Origin of the sequence: Deefgea chitinilytica (genome assembly GCF_016881405.1) — a bacterium.
GTDB lineage: Bacteria > Pseudomonadota > Gammaproteobacteria > Burkholderiales > Chitinibacteraceae > Deefgea > Deefgea chitinilytica.
In genome coordinates this window covers 77,584-95,654 of record NZ_WOFE01000004.1, presented here as the reverse complement: position 1 = coordinate 95,654, position 18,071 = coordinate 77,584, and the positions used below count along the sequence as shown (strand labels likewise).

21 protein-coding genes are annotated in these 18,071 nt (G+C 48.2%); 6 read left to right on the top strand and 15 right to left on the bottom strand.

Annotation, left to right across the window (positions count from 1 at the left end):
• Window positions 1-30 precede the first annotated feature (30 nt).
• Together ygfZ and GM173_RS10460 are read left to right on the top strand one after the other, a co-directional pair.
• Complete coding sequence (gene ygfZ / locus GM173_RS10465) at window positions 31-1,050, top strand: CAF17-like 4Fe-4S cluster assembly/insertion protein YgfZ (RefSeq protein ID WP_203571329.1); 1,020 nt, start codon at window positions 31-33, stop codon at window positions 1,048-1,050.
• A gap of 60 nt (window positions 1,051-1,110) precedes the next feature.
• Window positions 1,111-1,896: an enoyl-ACP reductase FabI gene (locus tag GM173_RS10460; protein WP_203571328.1), complete on the top strand. Its 786-nt coding sequence runs from the start codon at window positions 1,111-1,113 to the stop codon at window positions 1,894-1,896.
• 95 nt (window positions 1,897-1,991) lie between these two features.
• On the opposite strand, the gene GM173_RS10455 is transcribed toward GM173_RS10460, so the two are convergent.
• Window positions 1,992-3,425, bottom strand: coding sequence for a flagellar filament capping protein FliD (locus tag GM173_RS10455; protein WP_203571327.1), 1,434 nt, complete (start codon window positions 3,423-3,425; stop codon window positions 1,992-1,994).
• Window positions 3,426-3,528: 103 nt separating this feature from the next.
• Here GM173_RS10455 and GM173_RS10450 point away from each other — a divergent pair, with 103 nt between their 5' ends.
• On the top strand, window positions 3,529-4,290 hold the full coding sequence (locus GM173_RS10450) for a class II glutamine amidotransferase (protein WP_203571326.1): 762 nt from the start codon (window positions 3,529-3,531) through the stop codon (window positions 4,288-4,290).
• A 180-nt stretch (window positions 4,291-4,470) separates the two neighbouring features.
• Here the strand turns inward: GM173_RS10450 and GM173_RS10445 are convergent, their stop codons facing one another.
• From GM173_RS10445 to rplM, 9 genes are all read right to left on the bottom strand, one after another.
• A complete protein-coding gene (locus tag GM173_RS10445; RefSeq protein ID WP_203571325.1) occupies window positions 4,471-5,550 on the bottom strand; it encodes a hypothetical protein in 1,080 nt (359 codons plus the stop codon).
• A 114-nt stretch (window positions 5,551-5,664) separates the two neighbouring features.
• Entirely contained in the window at window positions 5,665-6,258 is a 594-nt protein-coding gene (locus GM173_RS10440; RefSeq protein ID WP_203571324.1) for a malonic semialdehyde reductase, read from the bottom strand.
• Window positions 6,258-7,754, bottom strand: a complete 1,497-nt coding sequence (gene pap, locus GM173_RS10435; protein WP_203571323.1) for a polyphosphate:AMP phosphotransferase — start codon at window positions 7,752-7,754, stop codon at window positions 6,258-6,260. Before pap ends, GM173_RS10440 begins: the two co-directional genes overlap by 1 nt.
• 207 nt (window positions 7,755-7,961) lie before the next feature.
• Window positions 7,962-8,312 carry an iron-sulfur cluster insertion protein ErpA gene (gene erpA / locus GM173_RS10430; RefSeq protein ID WP_203571322.1) on the bottom strand — a complete coding sequence of 117 codons (351 nt, stop codon included), beginning with the start codon at window positions 8,310-8,312 and terminating at the stop codon, window positions 7,962-7,964.
• A 70-nt stretch (window positions 8,313-8,382) separates the two neighbouring features.
• Window positions 8,383-8,799: a bactofilin family protein gene (locus tag GM173_RS10425; protein ID WP_203571321.1), complete on the bottom strand. Its 417-nt coding sequence runs from the start codon at window positions 8,797-8,799 to the stop codon at window positions 8,383-8,385.
• A 12-nt stretch (window positions 8,800-8,811) separates the two neighbouring features.
• Window positions 8,812-9,534, bottom strand: a complete 723-nt coding sequence (locus GM173_RS10420) for a DUF6776 family protein (RefSeq protein WP_203571320.1) — start codon at window positions 9,532-9,534, stop codon at window positions 8,812-8,814.
• 6 nt (window positions 9,535-9,540) lie between these two features.
• Entirely contained in the window at window positions 9,541-10,584 is a 1,044-nt protein-coding gene (gene argC / locus GM173_RS10415; protein WP_203571319.1) for an N-acetyl-gamma-glutamyl-phosphate reductase, read from the bottom strand.
• Window positions 10,585-10,737: 153 nt separating this feature from the next.
• Entirely contained in the window at window positions 10,738-11,130 is a 393-nt protein-coding gene (gene rpsI, locus GM173_RS10410) for a 30S ribosomal protein S9 (RefSeq protein WP_203571318.1), read from the bottom strand.
• Between the two features lie 29 nt (window positions 11,131-11,159).
• A complete protein-coding gene (gene rplM / locus GM173_RS10405; RefSeq protein WP_203571317.1) occupies window positions 11,160-11,588 on the bottom strand; it encodes a 50S ribosomal protein L13 in 429 nt (142 codons plus the stop codon).
• 366 nt (window positions 11,589-11,954) lie between these two features.
• Between rplM and GM173_RS10400 the strand changes: the two genes are divergently transcribed.
• The gene (locus GM173_RS10400; protein WP_203571316.1) at window positions 11,955-12,374 is read left to right on the top strand and encodes an OsmC family protein; all 420 of its coding nucleotides are present in this window, start codon (window positions 11,955-11,957) and stop codon (window positions 12,372-12,374) included.
• Between the two features lie 19 nt (window positions 12,375-12,393).
• Here GM173_RS10400 and GM173_RS10395 read toward each other — a convergent pair whose 3' ends face one another.
• The 5 genes from GM173_RS10395 to coq7 form a co-directional block, all read right to left on the bottom strand.
• The gene (locus GM173_RS10395; RefSeq protein WP_203571315.1) at window positions 12,394-13,053 is read right to left on the bottom strand and encodes an MCP four helix bundle domain-containing protein; all 660 of its coding nucleotides are present in this window, start codon (window positions 13,051-13,053) and stop codon (window positions 12,394-12,396) included.
• Between the two features lie 9 nt (window positions 13,054-13,062).
• Window positions 13,063-13,683 carry a cytochrome b gene (locus GM173_RS10390; RefSeq protein WP_203571314.1) on the bottom strand — a complete coding sequence of 207 codons (621 nt, stop codon included), beginning with the start codon at window positions 13,681-13,683 and terminating at the stop codon, window positions 13,063-13,065.
• Window positions 13,680-14,513 (bottom strand): formate/nitrite transporter family protein, encoded by an 834-nt coding sequence (locus GM173_RS10385; RefSeq protein WP_203571313.1) that lies wholly within the window; start codon window positions 14,511-14,513, stop codon window positions 13,680-13,682. Before GM173_RS10385 ends, GM173_RS10390 begins: the two co-directional genes overlap by 4 nt.
• Window positions 14,514-14,648: 135 nt before the next feature.
• Entirely contained in the window at window positions 14,649-15,920 is a 1,272-nt protein-coding gene (locus GM173_RS10380; protein WP_239078481.1) for an L-lactate MFS transporter, read from the bottom strand.
• A 281-nt stretch (window positions 15,921-16,201) separates the two neighbouring features.
• Window positions 16,202-16,837: a 2-polyprenyl-3-methyl-6-methoxy-1,4-benzoquinone monooxygenase gene (gene coq7 / locus GM173_RS10375; RefSeq protein ID WP_203571311.1), complete on the bottom strand. Its 636-nt coding sequence runs from the start codon at window positions 16,835-16,837 to the stop codon at window positions 16,202-16,204.
• Window positions 16,838-16,925: 88 nt separating this feature from the next.
• On the opposite strand from coq7, the gene GM173_RS10370 reads away from it, so the two are divergent.
• Window positions 16,926-17,540, top strand: a complete 615-nt coding sequence (locus tag GM173_RS10370; protein WP_203571310.1) for a peptidylprolyl isomerase — start codon at window positions 16,926-16,928, stop codon at window positions 17,538-17,540.
• A gap of 21 nt (window positions 17,541-17,561) precedes the next feature.
• Window positions 17,562-18,068, top strand: coding sequence for a peptidylprolyl isomerase (locus tag GM173_RS10365; protein ID WP_203571309.1), 507 nt, complete (start codon window positions 17,562-17,564; stop codon window positions 18,066-18,068).
• Window positions 18,069-18,071 lie beyond the last annotated feature (3 nt).

Here is an 18,071-nt window from a genome sequence, read left to right as displayed (position 1 = left end):
ACTTACTTTTTGCTCAATAGGAAAGATGCAATGAACTGGAACGATTTTCTACTTCAAGCAGGTGCAACCATCGAAGGCGAGAATAATGTTTACTTTGCTGATGCAAAAAACGAACTCGAAGCGCTAGAAAGCAGCGCCGTTTGTTGCCCATTACTGCAATATGGTTTGATCCGTTTTCAGGGAGAAGACAGCCAAGCCTTCCTACAAGGCCAACTGTCGAGCGATATACGCGCGCTGAACAACAATACCGCACAATATTCTAGCTATTCAACACCGAAAGGCCGCATGCAAGCGAGCTTTTTGATTTCTCGCCAAGGCGACGATTTCATATTGCAGATTGCCGCTGAACTACAAGCCGCGGTTCAAAAACGACTGGCAATGTTTATTATGCGCAGCAAAACCAAAGTGAGCGATGCCAACGATCAACTAGTGCAAATCGGCTTAGCTGGCCCACATGCAGCCAGCTTGATCACAAAACTATTTGCGACAGCACCAGCGGTACTTGAAGTGCAACATCATGATCATGCCAGTGTGATTGGCTTAGAAGGCGCACGTTTTCAAATCATGGCTAGCCCAGCTGCAATGCCATTAATTTGGGAGCAACTTATCGCTCATGGCGCAATTGCAGCAGGAAGCGCAGTCTGGCAACTGACCGAAATTCGTGCTGGTGCGCCGTGGATTACCGCCGCGACTCAAGAAGAATTCGTTCCGCAAATGACCAATCTGGAGCTAATTGGTGGCGTGAGCTTTACCAAGGGCTGCTACCCCGGTCAAGAAATTGTGGCGCGCACTCAATATCTAGGCAAACTGAAACGTCGCACTTATCGTATGCATGTAGATAGCCTCGACGTCGTCGCTGGGCAAGATGTTTACAGCCCCGAAATGAATGGGCAAGCCAGTGGCAAAATCATGCTCGCAGCGCCTGCCCCACAAGGTGGCACAGAGGTTTTAGTGGTGGCACAAATCGCCAGTATTGAGCAAGGTCTGCATTTACATGACGCAAACGGCCCAAAACTGACGCAATTAAGCCTGCCGTACACACTGAACTAAACCCAAAAAAGCGATTTCATCATATAATCGCGAAATTCGCATAAGCAAGGATGTCGCCCCATGGGGTTTCTCGCTAATAAAAAAATCTTAATTTGTGGTCTATTATCAGACCGTTCCATTGCCTACGGTATTGCTGAAGCTTGCCGCCGTGAAGGTGCTGAACTGGCATTCACCTACGTCGGTGAAGACCTTAAAGATCGCGTGGTGAAACTAGCCGCTGATTTTGATTCCAACATTGTATTGCCCTGTGATGTGAGCAGCGACGAACAAATTGAAGCCTTATTCCCTGCTTTAGCAGAATTTTGGCCGACATTTGACGGTATCGTTCACTCGATTGGCTTTGCACCACGTGATGCCCTAAAAGGCGATTACCTTGATGCCGTAACGCGCGAAAATTTCAAAATTGCGCATGACATCAGCTCATACAGCTTTGCTGCGCTAGCCAAAGCAGCTCGCCCAATGTTGAATGAAAAATCATCTTTGGTAACGATGTCTTATCTAGGTGCAGAGCGTGCAATTCCTAACTACAACGTAATGGGTTTGGCAAAAGCCAGCCTTGAAGCGAATGTTCGCTATATGGCTGCTGCTTTAGGCACGAGCAAAGAGATTCGCGTAAATGGTGTTTCAGCTGGTCCAATCAAAACATTGGCTGCGGCAGGGATTTCTGACTTTGGTAAATTGCTCAAAGGCGCAGCCGAAGCCACGCCTTCAAAACGCAATGTGACCAAGGAAGAAGTCGGCAATGTGACGGCGTTCTTATTGTCTGACTTGTGCTCAGGTATGACCGGAGAAATCTTGCACGTTGACATGGGTTTTAGCATCGGCGCAGGCGCTTTAGCTGGCTAAGTTTAAAACACAATCAGAACAAAGCCCGTATCTACTAATAGAACGGGCTTTGCTTTTACGAACAGAGAAAACGCGCGCAGTAACTACTAGGGTGACTAAAACCCAGCCACCAGCAAATACTGCTGTATTCCCCCAGTCGCACGCCGATTCAACATAATATCGCCGCCACTACCAAACGATTGCAGCAAAGAACTCACACCGGCTTGCACGCCACGACTATCGCGAATCACTTTAATCGTCGATACCAGACTGCCACGCTCATTCAAACTTGCATTCAATTGGGTGCTTAATTTATCAACAGCAGTATTGATTAAATCATTACTCGCCTCGGGCTTGCTCAAAGCTTGCTGGCTCAAGCGTGTTTCATTAATAAATAACTTGCCAGTCACATCGCGACTCAAGCCCAAATCAGCGCTCACTAAGCGCTCCCCGCCCGTGTTCACGCTAAGCCCTTTGAAACTATCATCTAAATTTTTCAATTCTCGGCGTGCACTACTATCATCAATCGCCAATAATTGCTCGCGTACTTTATTGTAATTAGCGACTAAATCGACCGCCTTACTTGTCACCGCCGCGCTATCTCGGCTCAACGCGACACTCGCTTTTCCTTCTGTAAACAACTGCAACTGTAAATTGCTACTGCTATCGCTGACAGTATTGCTTTGCGCGATGACATCGCGCTCGCCGATACGCAACTTAGCATCTTGAGCCAGACGATTCGGCGGCGTACTGACCGCGTCAAATCGTAGCGCAGACAAGCCACTCTCGTCGGTATTATTGTTATCGTCGCCATCTTGCACGCTAACCGTAAACGCATTCGCTGCGCCCGTTTCTTGCCCAGTGAGTTGTAAACGGCTGCCAGACGCATCACGAACGACTTGGGCACTCACTTTCGCGTCGCTACGGTTGATCGCCTCTGCGATGCCTGCCAGGGTATTATTACGGCCATCAATCGTGATCGTCACCACCCTACCACCCGAAACCTGCCCACCCGTCGCCGTTAATTCGCCACTTTGAATCGTTAGTTTTCCAGTACCAACAGTCACATCAGCAGGAGTGAAGTTTTTAGACTGGATTTGCTGACTTTGTGCCAATTGCTGGACTTCAATATCCAGTGCAGCCTGCGTTTTTCCACCCTGTAAGGCTTTTGCACTCAATACTTTGGCGTCACTATTTGAAATTGAACTGGAAACAGAACTAGATACTTGCGCTTGCAAAGGCGCTGTCAGATTAAGCGTAACCGTTTCGAGTGTCTTTTTAAATTCAGCCAAGCTAGACTGTGTGCGCGCAGCGGCAGAGAGACGAACATCGCTACTGCCACCCGGATTGAAACTTGAATTATTTTGCGGCGAAAAATAACTCGCCGACGCGCTTAAAGCCGATGGGCCTATTTTTCTCACTGCATCAAGTTGGTTTATTTGGTAAATTTGAGTCGCGGACAGCCCGCCACCGCCAGCTTGGGCAGGAGAGGCAATCGCATTATTGCGTACAGCAGACCAGTCTGTACGAGTTCCAATCGTGCTGAGCATGATAGACAACCTTTGCCAGCCATGAACATCAAGACAGTCAATCACCTTGGCTTGCTATTTTTAGTCTACGCTTTTTATATATAGAATCAAGAGGTTGCCGACGATGTGCCAGTTACTCGGAATGAATTGCAATACCCCAACCGACATCGTCTTTTCATTTGAAGGATTTCGCTGCCGTGGAGGGCTCACCGATGAACATGCAGATGGCTGGGGCATCGCTTTTTTTGAAGACAATGGCTGTCGGCTATTTTTGGATTATTTACCTTCAATCAGCAGCCCCGTCGCCGACTTAGTTCGTAGCTATCCAATCAAAAGCAAAAATGTCATCGCCCACATTCGCAAAGCGACACAAGGCCAAATTAATCTGGCAAACACGCATCCATTTCAGCGCGAATTGTGGGGGCGATATTGGATTTTCGCTCACAATGGCAACCTAACTGACTTGCCTGCGCTTGGCCAATCTCGTTTTCAAACCGTCGGAAATACCGATAGTGAGCACGCATTTTGCTGGATACTGAACCAGCTTTCACAGCAATTTAGCGCAATGCCAAATCGTGCTCAATTGCATGCGGCGATGAAGCAGTTGGCACAACAATTAGCGCTGCATGGCACTTGCAATTTTTTACTGTCGGACGGTGACACACTGTTTGCCCACTGCAGCACTGCGCTACATTATATTGTGCGACAAGCGCCCTTCACGGTGGCGCATTTATCAGATATGGATATGGCGGTTGATTTCTCGACCGAAACCACCCCCAACGACCGAGTTGCGATGATTGCGACACAGCCACTGACCGACAATGAAACATGGACAGCGATGCAAGCAGGCGAGCTACTGATGTTTGTCGATGGCACTACCGTATAGAAGACAGTATATTCAGCTAGCCCTTACTAAATAAGAACTAGCTAAATATACCAAGCAAGAAATTATGTATTCGCGTACAAGATTAATCAAGCAGAGCAAACATCCACAATCGTCACTATGGTTTTTCAAACCTTGCTCAGCTTGCTTGGCGCTGGCTTTAGCAACGGCGAAAAATTAAAGCTAAGCTTCGCTCTGATGCAAGCTGAGTAAAGCAAACACCGTATCATCAAAATACTCACCTTTTTCATCCAGTTGCCGCAACTGAAACGATAGACGCTCGAGTGTCATTTGATTTTGAGCGAAACGATCACGGGTATTTTTCATACTGGTTGCTCGCGCAGCCAACTGAGCGCGACGGGCTTCGATTTCTTTGCGCTCTCTTTGATGACCACCGACCGATAAGTACAGCCAAAAAATCAAACCACCAGCAATCCACCAAAACTCAAAAAACAAACAACAAATCGCAATCAATGTCAGCACTAAATACCAAACTTGGTCGGCCTGATCAAATCCAGGCGTGATGATCGACAGCGCGGGCCAACGACGCTTCATCATCGACGCAATCCGGGTATCGTCCGTTGCATCCCGTTTTTTACGAGCCAGCGCACCATCGAGAGCAAGACTGATATACCAATGCGTAATGACCCGCGAATGCAGCCATTTATGTTCCAAATACTCGGCCATCTTGCCATGTAACACATCGCGAAACTGACTACTCGCTAGTGGTGGCACACTGTCGTTATAGGGATCTTTCAATGCGTGCTGCACCTGCAACGGGTATCCAGCCACATCGATTAACATTCGACGTCTAGCAGCCAATACATCGGGATCGATCATGACCGCCGGATGATCTAAATGCAGATAATGCTGGATCAATCCATCTAAATCATCAAATTGAGGATGCGTGCCCGGTTGCTCACGCATTAAGTCACGGATACGTTTTAATTCTTGACGCACCAAATCAGCAATCGGCCCCGCTTCCGGTACCCAAGGTCGGCGCAATAATTGCTCGACTTTATCTAGCGGCTCATCATAGTGACGAAAATACGCCTCGTTATAACGCCCGACTTCTTCTTCGTCTTTGGCTTTGTCACCGGACAATAAGGGGCGCGTTGGTGGACTGCGGCGCAAATCGAGGGCGATTCGATTAGCTTGACTATCAAGCTCCGGGGCAACCCCTGCGTAGGCAAATACCGGATCGAGCTCATGCCGCTTATTGCGCCATTCTTCTAATGCTTGCCAAATACTCCAATCCGCCATGCTGTCTTTTAATCCCTGAATAAATCAACCACTACATATCAACACAATACAACTGTAAATTGAACGGCCTGCAACCATGTTTCGGCTAGAAAGCTAAATATCGTCACCGCAAAACTATTCTATCCGGCAAGCCTCGGCAAAACTTAAACGTGGGTCACGTGGCTGTAATTGCTCCGCATCACCATAACCCAAATTAATCAGTAAATTACTTTTCCACTGACGATCCGCTAAAAATTCCGCATCAACTAAAGCGGGATTAAATCCGCCCATTGGTCCGCAATCCAAACCTAAACTCCGCGCCGCGATGAGCAAATACGCAGCCTGTAGTGTTGCGCTCTGTAAAGCTGTTCGGCTAATTTTTTCGGCGCTGCCATTGATAAACCAACTGCGCGCATCCGCGCGCGGGTATAAAACGGGCAGATCATCAAAAAAAGTTAAATCATGCGCAACAATCACCGTCACTGGTGCTGCCATCGTTTGTTCGATATTCGATTCCGACAAACAAGGCCGCAATCTTGCCTTGGCCTCTGCGGACTTGATAAAGACAAAACGAGCTGGACACGAATTAGCCGAAGTTGGGCCAAATTTGAGCAAGTCATACAAACGATGCAATAGCTCATCCGGTACTGGGCGCGCCAACCAATGATGATGAGTGCGAGCTTGCGTAAATAGCTGCTCCAGAGCCGCTGCAGATAAAGCCTGTGGCATTATTTTTGCCCTTTCACATTCAGGGCGGCTTCAATTTGCTCACATAAATGGCGTAATACTTCAAGCCGAGCGTGATACTTATTATTCGCGCCGATCAAATGCCAAGGAGCAGCAGGGGTACTGGTACGCTCAATTAAATCACTGGCTGCGCTCACATACTCATCCCATTTGTCCCGATTGCGCCAATCCTCTTCGGTAATTTTAAAGCGCTTATACTCAATCGCTTCACGCCCCTTAAAACGCTTAAGTTGTTCTTCATTACTAATCGCCAGCCAAAATTTCACCACAATCACATTGGCCGCACCAATTTGTGCTTCAAAATCATTGATCTCACCATACGCACGCATCCAATCTGCGCGACTGGCAAAGCCTTCTACACGCTCAACTAAAACTCGACCATACCAAGAGCGGTCAAACAGGGTAATCTGCCCATGCGGTGGCAAATGACGCCAGAAGCGCCATAAATAGGGCTGCGCGCGCTCTTCTTCAGTTGGCGCGGCAATTGGAATCGTGCGGTACTGCCGTGCATCTAGTGCCGCGGTAATCCGGCGAATCGCACCGCCTTTACCTGCGGCATCCATCCCTTCAAATACACACACCACCGAAAAATTTTTAAATTTGGCATGGTGGGTTAAACGATTTAAACGACCTTGCAGTTCTTCCAGCTGGATTTTATAAGCCTCTTTACTTAATTCATGATCCAGCGGTAATTTATCAAGCAAGCGCACTCCATCAATCGAGGGCATCAATGGCGCTGCATCGACCCGATTTTGCTTCACTGAAGCGCGCTGCAAATGATGCCGAATGGCTTCTTCAATTTGGCGGCCAACCGAAATACTTCGATAGTTACCATCAGTTCCTTCCACCACCCGCCAAGGCGCATCGGCCAAATTAGTACGTAGCAATAAATCACGATAGCGCTCGATCATCTCATCGTAATTTTTTAAAAACCACTCGTCGGATTTTTCAACGCGCCATGCAGTACGTGGATCCGCACTGAGCTTCTTCAGGCGTTTTTTGAGCTGTTCTTTGGGCAAGTGCAGCCAAAATTTCAGCACCAAAACCCCTTCATCGGCCAGCATTTTCTCTAAGCGAACAATTTTCGCCAGCTCTCGCTCATAAGCGGCAGGATCAGCCTGATCTTGCATATGATCCCACATCGGGCCGCTGTACCAACCGCCAAACAAAATCGCCATCTTGCCTTTGGGCGGCAAGACTCGCCAGTAACGCCAAAATGGAGGTCGAGCAGCCTCTTCATCGGTGGGCTCGGCAAACGCATGTGTGGCAATATGGCGCGGATCTAACCATTCAAGCAATAAATTTGCGGTTTCCCCTTTGCCTGCAGTCGGAACACCGCCCAATAAAATTACTACCGGAAAATCTGCGCGCTGTTTTAAATCATACTGAATCGACAATAAACTTTGCCGCAACTCGGCCTCAAAAGTCTGATATGACGCTTTGTCTAGCTTATGCCCCAACTCTGCCGATTCAAACATGATATGACTCCCAAAAATGAGCTTTCATTATTGCCCGAGTTGCGCAATTACGAAATCAAAAAACGAATATTGATACAGTATATGAACACAAGACAAGTAAAACAAAAGCCAAGCGAATATACATCGACTACAAACTGTACCCTACGCGCCACCTTGAGCAAAAAAAAAGAGGCTTTCGCCTCTTTTCTGATCAATTTACCAGCGCAATTACACCGAGAAAGATGAACCACAGCCGCAAGTTGACTGGGCATTTGGGTTTTTAATCGTGAATTGTGAACCTTCCAAGCTTTCTACATAATCGATTTCTGCGCCGACTAGATATTGGTAGCTCATCGGATCCACCAATAAAGTCACGCCATTTTTAGTGATTGGCGTGTCATCATCGTTGACGATTTCATCAAAAGTAAACCCATATTGGAAACCTGAGCAACCACCGCCAGTGACAAACACTCGCAGTTTCAAATCAGGATTACCTTCTTCTAAAATCAATTCATTGACTTTGCTGGCTGCATTATCGGTAAAAATAAAAGGCATTGGCATCTCAGTTTCAGTGCTCATAACAGCTCCGCAAATAATAGTTGACTAAATTGATAGGATTTATTATCCGCCTCTCACCCTGCGTGGTCAATCACTGCGCTGACTTCGCTTCCACACGCGGAATATCAGCGGCGGCGACTTCCTCTCGTTTACCGTTGTGAACATGCACTAAATGCCCTTCAATAATCGCGCCGGGGTGCATTTCCAAGGTTTTATACGCCAAATCTCCAATGATTCGCGATTTGGGCTGTAGCTCGACATAGTGACTCACCTCAATCGGGCCACGAATTTCGCCATTCAAAATCAAATGCGAACACGTCACTTTGCCTTCAATCCGCGCTTTTTCACTCACCACCAAGGTGCCCGTTTTTTCATCAGCCATACCCACGTCGCCGATAATAATCCCATCGACACGCAAGCCACCGGCAAATTTTACATCGCCAGTTACCGTCGTACCTTGACCAATCAAACTATCAATCTTCGTGCTGCCTTTTTTCTTGCTAAACACAGACATCCCCTCTTAGATTTTTTTTTGGCAACTGGCGAGTACTTTTTTACCTGCCGCCTCAACAAAGCGCACATCCATCAACATTGGACCCGCTGCATTTTCCGGTAAGTTAAACTCGCCTTCCGCACGATGATAATGCTTGACCGCCAATACCGGGCTTTGCTCATCCCCTAGCGTCAACGTTTGTTTTTTGCCATCAACCACAAACTGCAAACTCAGCAACAAGCGGCCTGATAATTCCGTCGTTTTATCCGTTCCTTGCACCAATAACAAACGGTAGCCCAGTCGATCAGTAGCTCGCATTTGCAGATCACAAGCGACAAAACTCGCCAAACGACTACGATCATTGCTTTGTAATAAGGATTCAAAAAAAGACAGCGTTTCACGAGTCACCGCGGCATCTTGTTGCAGCGTCGATAAATCACGCTTAAGTGCATCGCGCTCTGCCCCAATCACAGTCAACTGCTGCGTCAACAAGGCCTTTTCTTGTTCTAACGTAGCCAGTCGCTGTTGATTGCTTTGGATTTGATTTTGCTTCGCTTGCGCATTTTTGGCCAAAGCCATTTCTTGCTGGTATTGCCCGTAACGCATTCCAATATAAGCCGCTAATAGCAATACCCCAAGCAATATCAGATAACGAAGCAGTCTTGCTTTGAAACCCAATTGCGGTCGCAACGCCAAGGGCGTGGCGGTCAGCCGCGCCCGCTGCAAACGATAGAGGCGTTTGATTGGCATTATTGCTTAAGGTAGTAGCGGCACAACATCAAGACCGTGCTGCTCTGGCAGACCAAACATCAAGTTCATCACTTGCACTGATTGACCTGACGCACCTTTAACCAGATTGTCTTCGACGACCAGTATCACCAGCAAATCGCCATTGCCTGGGCGATGCACGGCAATACGTGCCGTATTACTGCCACGTACCGAACGCGTTTCAGGGCAAGACCCCGCTGGCATCACATCGACAAACGGCTCACCCGCAAAACGATCTTCGAACAATTTTTGGATATCTGCTGCTTTACCCGCTTCGGTCAAACGCGCATAAATTGTGGAATGAATACCGCGGATCATCGGCGTCAAATGCGGCACAAATGTCAATTGCACTGGAGCACCGTGAATCGCCGACAGACCTTGCATGATTTCTGGTGAATGGCGATGGCCTTTAACGCCATAGGCTTTGAAATTATCGCTACTTTCAGCAAACAAGGTACCCACTTCGGCTTTACGGCCAGCACCGGAAACACCCGATTTGCAGTCGGCGATAATGCCTGTCGTTTCAATGAGTTGCAGGCCATTTTCAATCAATGGCAATAGACCAAGCTGAACTGAAGTTGGGTAACAACCCGCCATGCCAATCAAACGCGCTTTTTGGATTGCTGCGCGATTTACTTCTGGTAAACCGTACACGGCCTCAGCGAGCAAATCGGTACAGCTGTGTTCCATTGCGTACCATTTTTCAAACTCAACCGGATCTTTCAAGCGGAAATCGGCGGCCAAATCGATGACTTTGACGCCCGCATCAAGCAACTCACGCGCTTGCGCCATCGCAACGCCATGTGGCGTAGCAAAGAAAACCACATCGCACTCAGTCAGCTTGGCTTCTTCTGGCGTGGAAAAAGCAATCTCAACACGACCACGCAAACTAGGGAACATCTCGGCGACTTTCATGCCGGCTTCTTTACGTGAAGTCACGGCTTTGAGCTCAACATCCGGGTGGCGCGACAATAAGCGCAGCAATTCAACCCCTGTGTATCCAGTACCGCCAACGATGCCAACCTTAATCATGCTCTTTATCCTGTTGAAAATATGATTGCGATAATAAAGCAAAAAAGCAGTGAAGTGTGAGCTGTAGAGGGGAAAACACAGCTGAATTCTTACGCCCAAACGCAAAAAAGCCACCCCGCAGGATGGCTTTTTGATCCAACAATCCAAAACGAATTAACGTTTAGAGAATTGTTTACGACGACGTGCGCCGCGCAGACCAACTTTCTTACGTTCAACTTCACGAGCATCACGAGTAACCAGACCCGCTGATTTCAACGTTGATTTCAACGCTGCATCATATTGGATCAAAGCACGTGTGATACCGTGACGAACCGCGCCAGCTTGGCCAGATTCGCCGCCACCAACCACGTTTACCATGATGTCGAAAGCTTCTAAATTGCTAGTCAACACGAGTGGTTGACGAACGATCATACGGCCAGTTTCACGAGCAAAGTAGTTATCTAATGCTTTGCCGTTAACGATAATTTGGCCAGTACCTTTAGCCAAGAACACACGAGCTACAGAGCTCTTGCGACGGCCAGTACCATAATTGTATTTACCTACCATGATGCAATTCCTTTAAGTTTTGCGATCGCTTAGAGAGCAAGAGTTTTAGGTTCTTGCGCAGTGTGCGGATGCTCGCCACCGGCATAAACTTTCATTTTCTTGATCATTGCGTAACCCAATGGGCCTTTTGGCAACATGCCTTTAACAGCAAATTCCAACGCACGGCCAGGAAATTTGTTTTGCATTTCAGTGAAGGTACGCTCGTAAATACCGCCTGGGTGACCAGTGTGACGGTAGTACTTTTTCGATGCAGCTTTGTCGCCAGTAACGCGGAGCTTGTCTGCGTTTACCACAACGATGTAGTCGCCAGTATCGACGTGCGGAGTGTATTCAGCTTTATGTTTGCCACGCAGGCGTTTGGCGATCTCGGCTGCGAGACGGCCCAGCACTAAGTCTGTGGCGTCCACAACGAACCACTCGCGCTTCACCTCGTGCGGCTTGGCAGAAAAGGTTTTCATGACTGCTAGTCCACGTTTTTGAATTTGAGAAAGTCGCGGATTGTAGCGGGTAAAATGCCACTCTGTCAAATGCATTTGCAAAGAGATTTATGTCTGAGACAAAAAAAACGCAACCAAGGCATGCCGTGATTGCGCGAAATTCCACCAAATTAATGGAGGATGGAGGAGACGACACTGAGCAAGCCCAATGTCACTGTCGATTATCACAGACAAGCCAATGTAAGGCAACCTACTTTGGTGCAATGCGATTAATGGTGGCACGCTTTTGGCGCAGTGAGTTCACTCACAAATTATCCTACGCAATTGGAATCCCGCTAAAATAGCTGACCGTTTTCTAATTAACCTCCCGTCAGCGAGAACTGCAAAATGAAAGTACGTGTTAAGTGGGTCGAAGAAGTTAGCTTTTTAGCGCAGTCTGAATCAGGCCACGCGGTCTTAATGGATGGCCCACCTGCTGGTGGTGGTCGTAATCTGGGGCCACGCCCGATGGAAATGCTGCTGATGGGTATGACTGGCTGCTCAACCTATGATGTGATTCATATTCTGAAGAAGGGCCGCGCAGACGTGCGCGATTGTGTTGTCGAAGTGGATGCTGAACGCGCTGAAGTCGACCCTAAAGTCTTCACCAAGATTCATCTGCACTTTATTGTGACCGGCAAAGGGCTCAAGCCTGAAGTGGTAGAGCGAGCAATTAAATTGTCGGCTGAAAAATATTGCTCGGCATCGATTATGCTGGGTCAAGTCGTGCCGATTACGCATGACTTTGAAGTGTTAGAAGCCAACTAAGCAAAAAACCAAATTGATGCTAGCGCGGAGGCAAGGTGGCCACAAGGCTTTTACGAAAGAAATACGCCGCCACCACCACGCCTAGCACACCCAAGACGGTGAGCAAAACAATCACCCAAGTCTGACGTCGGCCCGATTGCATAGAACGCTGCACCGCTTGCTCAACAAACTGCTCTTTAAAATGAGCATGTTGCGCCAAGGCTGACGTTAAACTCTCTCCTGCGGGTTTCCATTCACTTTCGACCACGACGACCGCAGCCTCGTTCTGATTGGCATTCGAATGCGCCAGAACCTTTTCTAAGGCCGCTAGATACACATTAAACAAGCGAATATCCTGTTCAATGAGCTCTTTGTCGCGCGCATTCACCACCAAGGTGCGCCGATACTCGTCAAGCAAGTTTTGTGTTTCAGCAATATTGTGCCGAATGGTTGCTTCGTGCGGTTCTTTTTTAGAAACTTCGGAATAAGATAGGTGATACAGCGCATTAACGCGAATCAATAAAAAGTCGCGCTCAATCCCAGACAATATGGCCAAGCTACGAATAATGCTTTCATCGGTATATTCAAGCTCATCGGCCATTTGCCGCGTACTCAACACCCCGATTAGACCAATCAGCAGCAAAGACAACACCGCACCAGCAATGATTGCCACAAAGCGTTGATTGACCGATTTAACCATAGCTGCCGACTAGGCTTGCTCCTGCTCTAATTGGATGTAGTGCACATCAATCTGCGGCGCCACAATCGCATCCACCACGCTTAAATCTCGTACAGCCAAACGACGCAACGCGACCTGCCCTGCAAAATAGTGCATCGCGGTGGCATAGAGTCCATGCGCGAATGCAATAAAAATAAAGCCCATCGCCACCAAACCATGCAATTGCCGAATCAAGCCCATGGCAGCAGGATTCAAAGTCATTGGTATTGCGAAACCCCAAACCGTTTGCCCCGCCAAATATGCAATACTGAGCAAAATCCCACTACACGCCAAAAAGCCAATCAGTCCGTACAGCAGCGCATGCATAATCTTTGCCACCAAAAGCTGCGCCTCATCCACACCACAAGGCGGAGGGGCGCCATAAAAATTCAGCACCAACAAACGCAACATACTCACCACAAAAGTCGCTTGTCCCAGCAGCGAATGTGTTTGCATCCAGGGCGCAAAACCCGCATGCCCTCGCCCCAACCAGTGCGCCAAACCCAAAGACAATAAAATACCCAGCACCAACAACACCGTCAGCCAGTGCAGCAAAATCGATAATGGATGGTAACGACTTGGTTCTAAACCAGTGGCAGCTTGATTGCTCATGGTAAATCGATATCCGTCGGTGTAGTGACCTTGCCATCGGTTTCAGAATACAACCAAGCATAAGGCAAGCCGATCAGCAAAGCGCCGCCAACAATATTACCCAGCGTTGCCGGTAATAAGTTATGAGTCGCAAAATCAACTACAGTAATATCCGCCCCTGCGAGCATCGCCGCTGGCACAAAAAATAAATTAGCAATACTGTGCTCCATTCCCAGTGCAACAAAAGTCATCACTGGCGCCCAAATTCCCACCATCCGCCCCAAGGTATCTTTGGCAGAATACCCTTGCCATGCCGCGACACAAACCAACATATTAGCCAACACCCCTTTCATAAACACCACCTGAAAGGGTTGATGCACTTTATGTTCGGCCAAATGAATAATATACGCAGTCCAAGGCTGACTGGGAGTGAGTAATCCGGTCATATAGGCAAAAGCCCAAGCCGCAAATAAAGCACCAATCAGATTACCCAAATAAGATACGCCCCAGACGCGAACGACCTCCTGCAATTTCACTTTACGGCGAAACCAAGGCACCATTTGCGTCGCGCAATTAGACGTAAATAAATCAGCGCCGGTTAACACGACGGCAATAAAACCAATCGGAAAAACCGCGCCAAACAATAATTTATCTAAACCCGGATTTTCTGCGAGCAGTTGCGTTGCACCACCTGCCACCACGACGGCCAACAAAGCACCGAGCGAAATAAAAATGCCGCCCAAAAACGCCATCACCAACAAACGTGGCGGACGCAACGCCACTTTAGTGACGGCAGCGTCGTCAATATAATTCACAAGATGATCAGGACTTAAAATATTTGAGGCGGCCATTTATTGAGTACCAACGAGACATGCGGAAATCATATTCTAGGCTTCATGCCATTAAAATAAACGCACAAAATTACCAAATCCTAACGAAAAAGAGCCGAGAATTCGGCTCTTTTGCGTCATATCAAATTTACCCGATTATTGCGCCGTGCCAAAAGCCACATTCGCAACGCCGGCTTGTTTTTTCGCCAACTCACGATTAACAAATACTTTCATTGCAATCGACACCGCCAAGGCAAATAAGAAGATTCCAGAGAACACCACCGTCATCGCGGCGTAGCTGCCCGTCGCTTCGCGCAAGAATGACGCAAATGATGATCCCACCAAGCCCGCCATCGCCCATGCGGTTAACACGTAACCGTGAATTGCGCTAACTTGCTTCGTACCAAACAAATCACCGATATAGGCTGGCAAGGTCGAGAAACCGCCACCGTAGCAAGTCATAATCAGATACAGCACCGCTTGGAACACCAAAGCATCGCGCATCGAAGGTAAGAAATAAAACGCGACCACTTCAATGGTAAAAAATGTGATGTATGTGCTTGGACGCCCCAAATAATCTGACAATGTAGCCCATACCAGACGACCACCGCCATTAAACAATCCGATCAAGCCCACAACAGCACCGGCGGCTAACGGACTCATTCCAGTCACTTCCTGTGTCATCGGTGATGCCACAGAAATCACCGCAATACCACAAGTGATGTTAATAAACATCATGATCCACAAGCCATAGAATGGTTTGGTTTTCACCGCTTCATTGGCCGTCATCGGCATCAAGTCCATCGCCACTTTGGCTTTGCCGCTGGCTAGATTATCTTCAAAACCAGCCGGTTTCCAGCCCGCAGGTGGCGGCTCCAGATAGCGCGCTGATGACAACATCACCACCGCATAAATCAAACCCAAGGTATAAAACGTATTGGCAATCCCAACCGATTGAATCAACTTCGCCATCAGCGGAGCACCAAAGAATGAGGCAAAACCAAAGCCCATAATTGCCAAACCCGTTGCCAAACCACGACGGTCAGGGAACCACTTCATCAGCGTTGAAACCGGCGTTACATAACCCGTTCCCAAACCCACGCCCCCTAATACGCCGTAGCATAAATACAGCAGCCAAAGGTTACCGATCGAAACAGCAAAGCCCGCACCCAGCAAACCCAAAGACCAACATACAGCGGATACCGTGCCAGAAAAACGTGGGCCGCGTTTTTCAACCACATGCCCCATCACCGCCGCTGACATACCCAACATGAAAATGGCCAAGCCAAAAGTGAAGCCAACTTCTTTCAAGCTCCACCCCATTTGTGCCATCAAAGGTTTTGAAAACACACTCCATGCATACACAGAACCAATCGAAATATGAATTCCGACCCCCGCTGCTGCCATCAACCACCGATTCTTAGCCATCATGACCCCCAGTCATCAAAATGCGCAGGTCTTTATGCCACCCGATAAAGATTTATTGCGTCAGGACTAGAGTGCCACCATGCTTACGAACACACATTGACAGTAATCAACAAGGTACTATTACACTAAAACGTCGGTATTTTTAATTGCGTGCAACTGGCTTCAGACGACCAATAGCACAACAACACCGAACAAAACCAAAGCCAATAAAAAAAGGGTATCTCCCCATAATCAAATCTAAACAAAGCTTATAGAGAAATACCCTAGCCAATCAGACAGTACTAGATTCGATACGACAAGCCCGTCATTACTTTTGACGTGGCCGTCATCAACTGCACCACGGGCAAGGGCAATGGCGCAGCCCCCAGGGCGACCGCTTGTTCAGCGTGGCTGGTTTCATCGATCGCCATCTGAGTCACAATGGCGCGACTTTTAGCATCTTGCTCCGGCAATTGGCTCAGATGACTTTCCAAATGCGCGGTTACTTGTCGCTCAGTTTCAGCCAAAAAACCCAAATTCCACTTATCGCCAATCACCCCAGCGGTCACCCCCATTGCAAACGATCCGGCGTACCACAAAGGATTCAATAAACTACGATGGCTACCTAGTTCAGCCAAGCGGCGCTCAGTCCACGCCAAATGCTCGACTTCTTCCTGTGCGGCCTGCTTCAGCGCGTCGCGTGCCGCCGGATCGCGCGCGGTGAGCGCCTGCCCCTGATATAAGGCTTGAGCGCAGACTTCGCCACAATGATTCACCCGCATCAAGCCGGCCGCATGTGTTTTTTCTGCTTCGCTTAACTCCGCCTCTTCAAGTGCGGCGTCGGGATGTTGGCGCGCACTGGTCGCCGGCGCAGCCAAAGTACGCAACACCGTATCAAACTCAGTAATCAATTGATCAACAGAAGGTAATTTCAGCATGATGGGTTCTCCTTTAGGCGACAATTCTACACTGCAGCCATGATATGATTAGCAGATTGTTCCTATTTCCATTTTTGCAGGACGCACTATGAAACGCCTCATCACTGCCGCAGCCATCGCGCTATCGAGTTTGACGGCTTTTGCCGCCAATCCACAAGTCGAACTCAATACCAGCATGGGTAAAATTGTCGTTGAACTTTATCCCGAAGCCGCACCACTCACGGTGGCGAATTTTTTGCAATATGTCGACAGCAAGCACTATGACGGCACCATTTTTCATCGCGTGATTCCAGGCTTTATGACGCAAGGTGGCGGTTTCACTGCACAAATGGAACAAAAACCAACCAAAGCCTCGATTCAAAATGAAGCCAAGCTGGCGCTAGAAAAAGGCTTAGGCAATGAACGCGGCACCATCGCGATGGCACGTACTGGTCAACCTCACTCAGCCACCAGCCAATTCTTTATCAACTATAAAGACAACAGCTTTTTAAATTACCCAGGGCAAGATGGCTACGGCTATACCGTATTTGGTCGGGTGATCAGCGGCATGGCAGTAGCTGACCAAATGGCAACGGTCACCATCCTACCGGGTGATACGCCGGCAAAACCAATCGTGCTGATTTCTGCAAAAACAGTCGCCGCAAAAGCCGCTAAAGCAGAAAAAACCAAAGCCAGCAGCGCAAGCAAAGCCAACGCAAAATAATTTTTTAATCAAGGAAACGACATGACTAAAGTAAAACTCACCACCAGCATGGGCGACATCGTTTTGGAACTCAATGAAGAAAAAGCACCGATTACTGTCGCTAACTTCATTCAATACGCCACTGCCGGCCACTACAATGGCACGATCTTTCACCGCGTCATTGATGGTTTTATGATCCAAGGTGGTGGCTTTGAGCCGGGCATGAAAGAAAAGAAAGACAAGCACCCAACGATTCAAAACGAAGCCAACAATGGCTTGAAGAACGACATTTACACCATCGCCATGGCGCGCACGCCTGAGCCACATTCAGCATCATCGCAATTTTTTATCAATGCGGCTGACAATGATTTCCTCAACCACCGCAACGATAAAAGAGCCCAAGACTGGGGCTATGCAGTATTTGGTACTGTCATCGAAGGGCAAGACGTCGTGGATAAAATCGAAAAAGTAAAAACCGGCAGCAATGGTTTTCACCAAGACGTACCCAAAACCGATGTGGTCATCATCAGCGCTGAAGTGCTCGCTTAATTA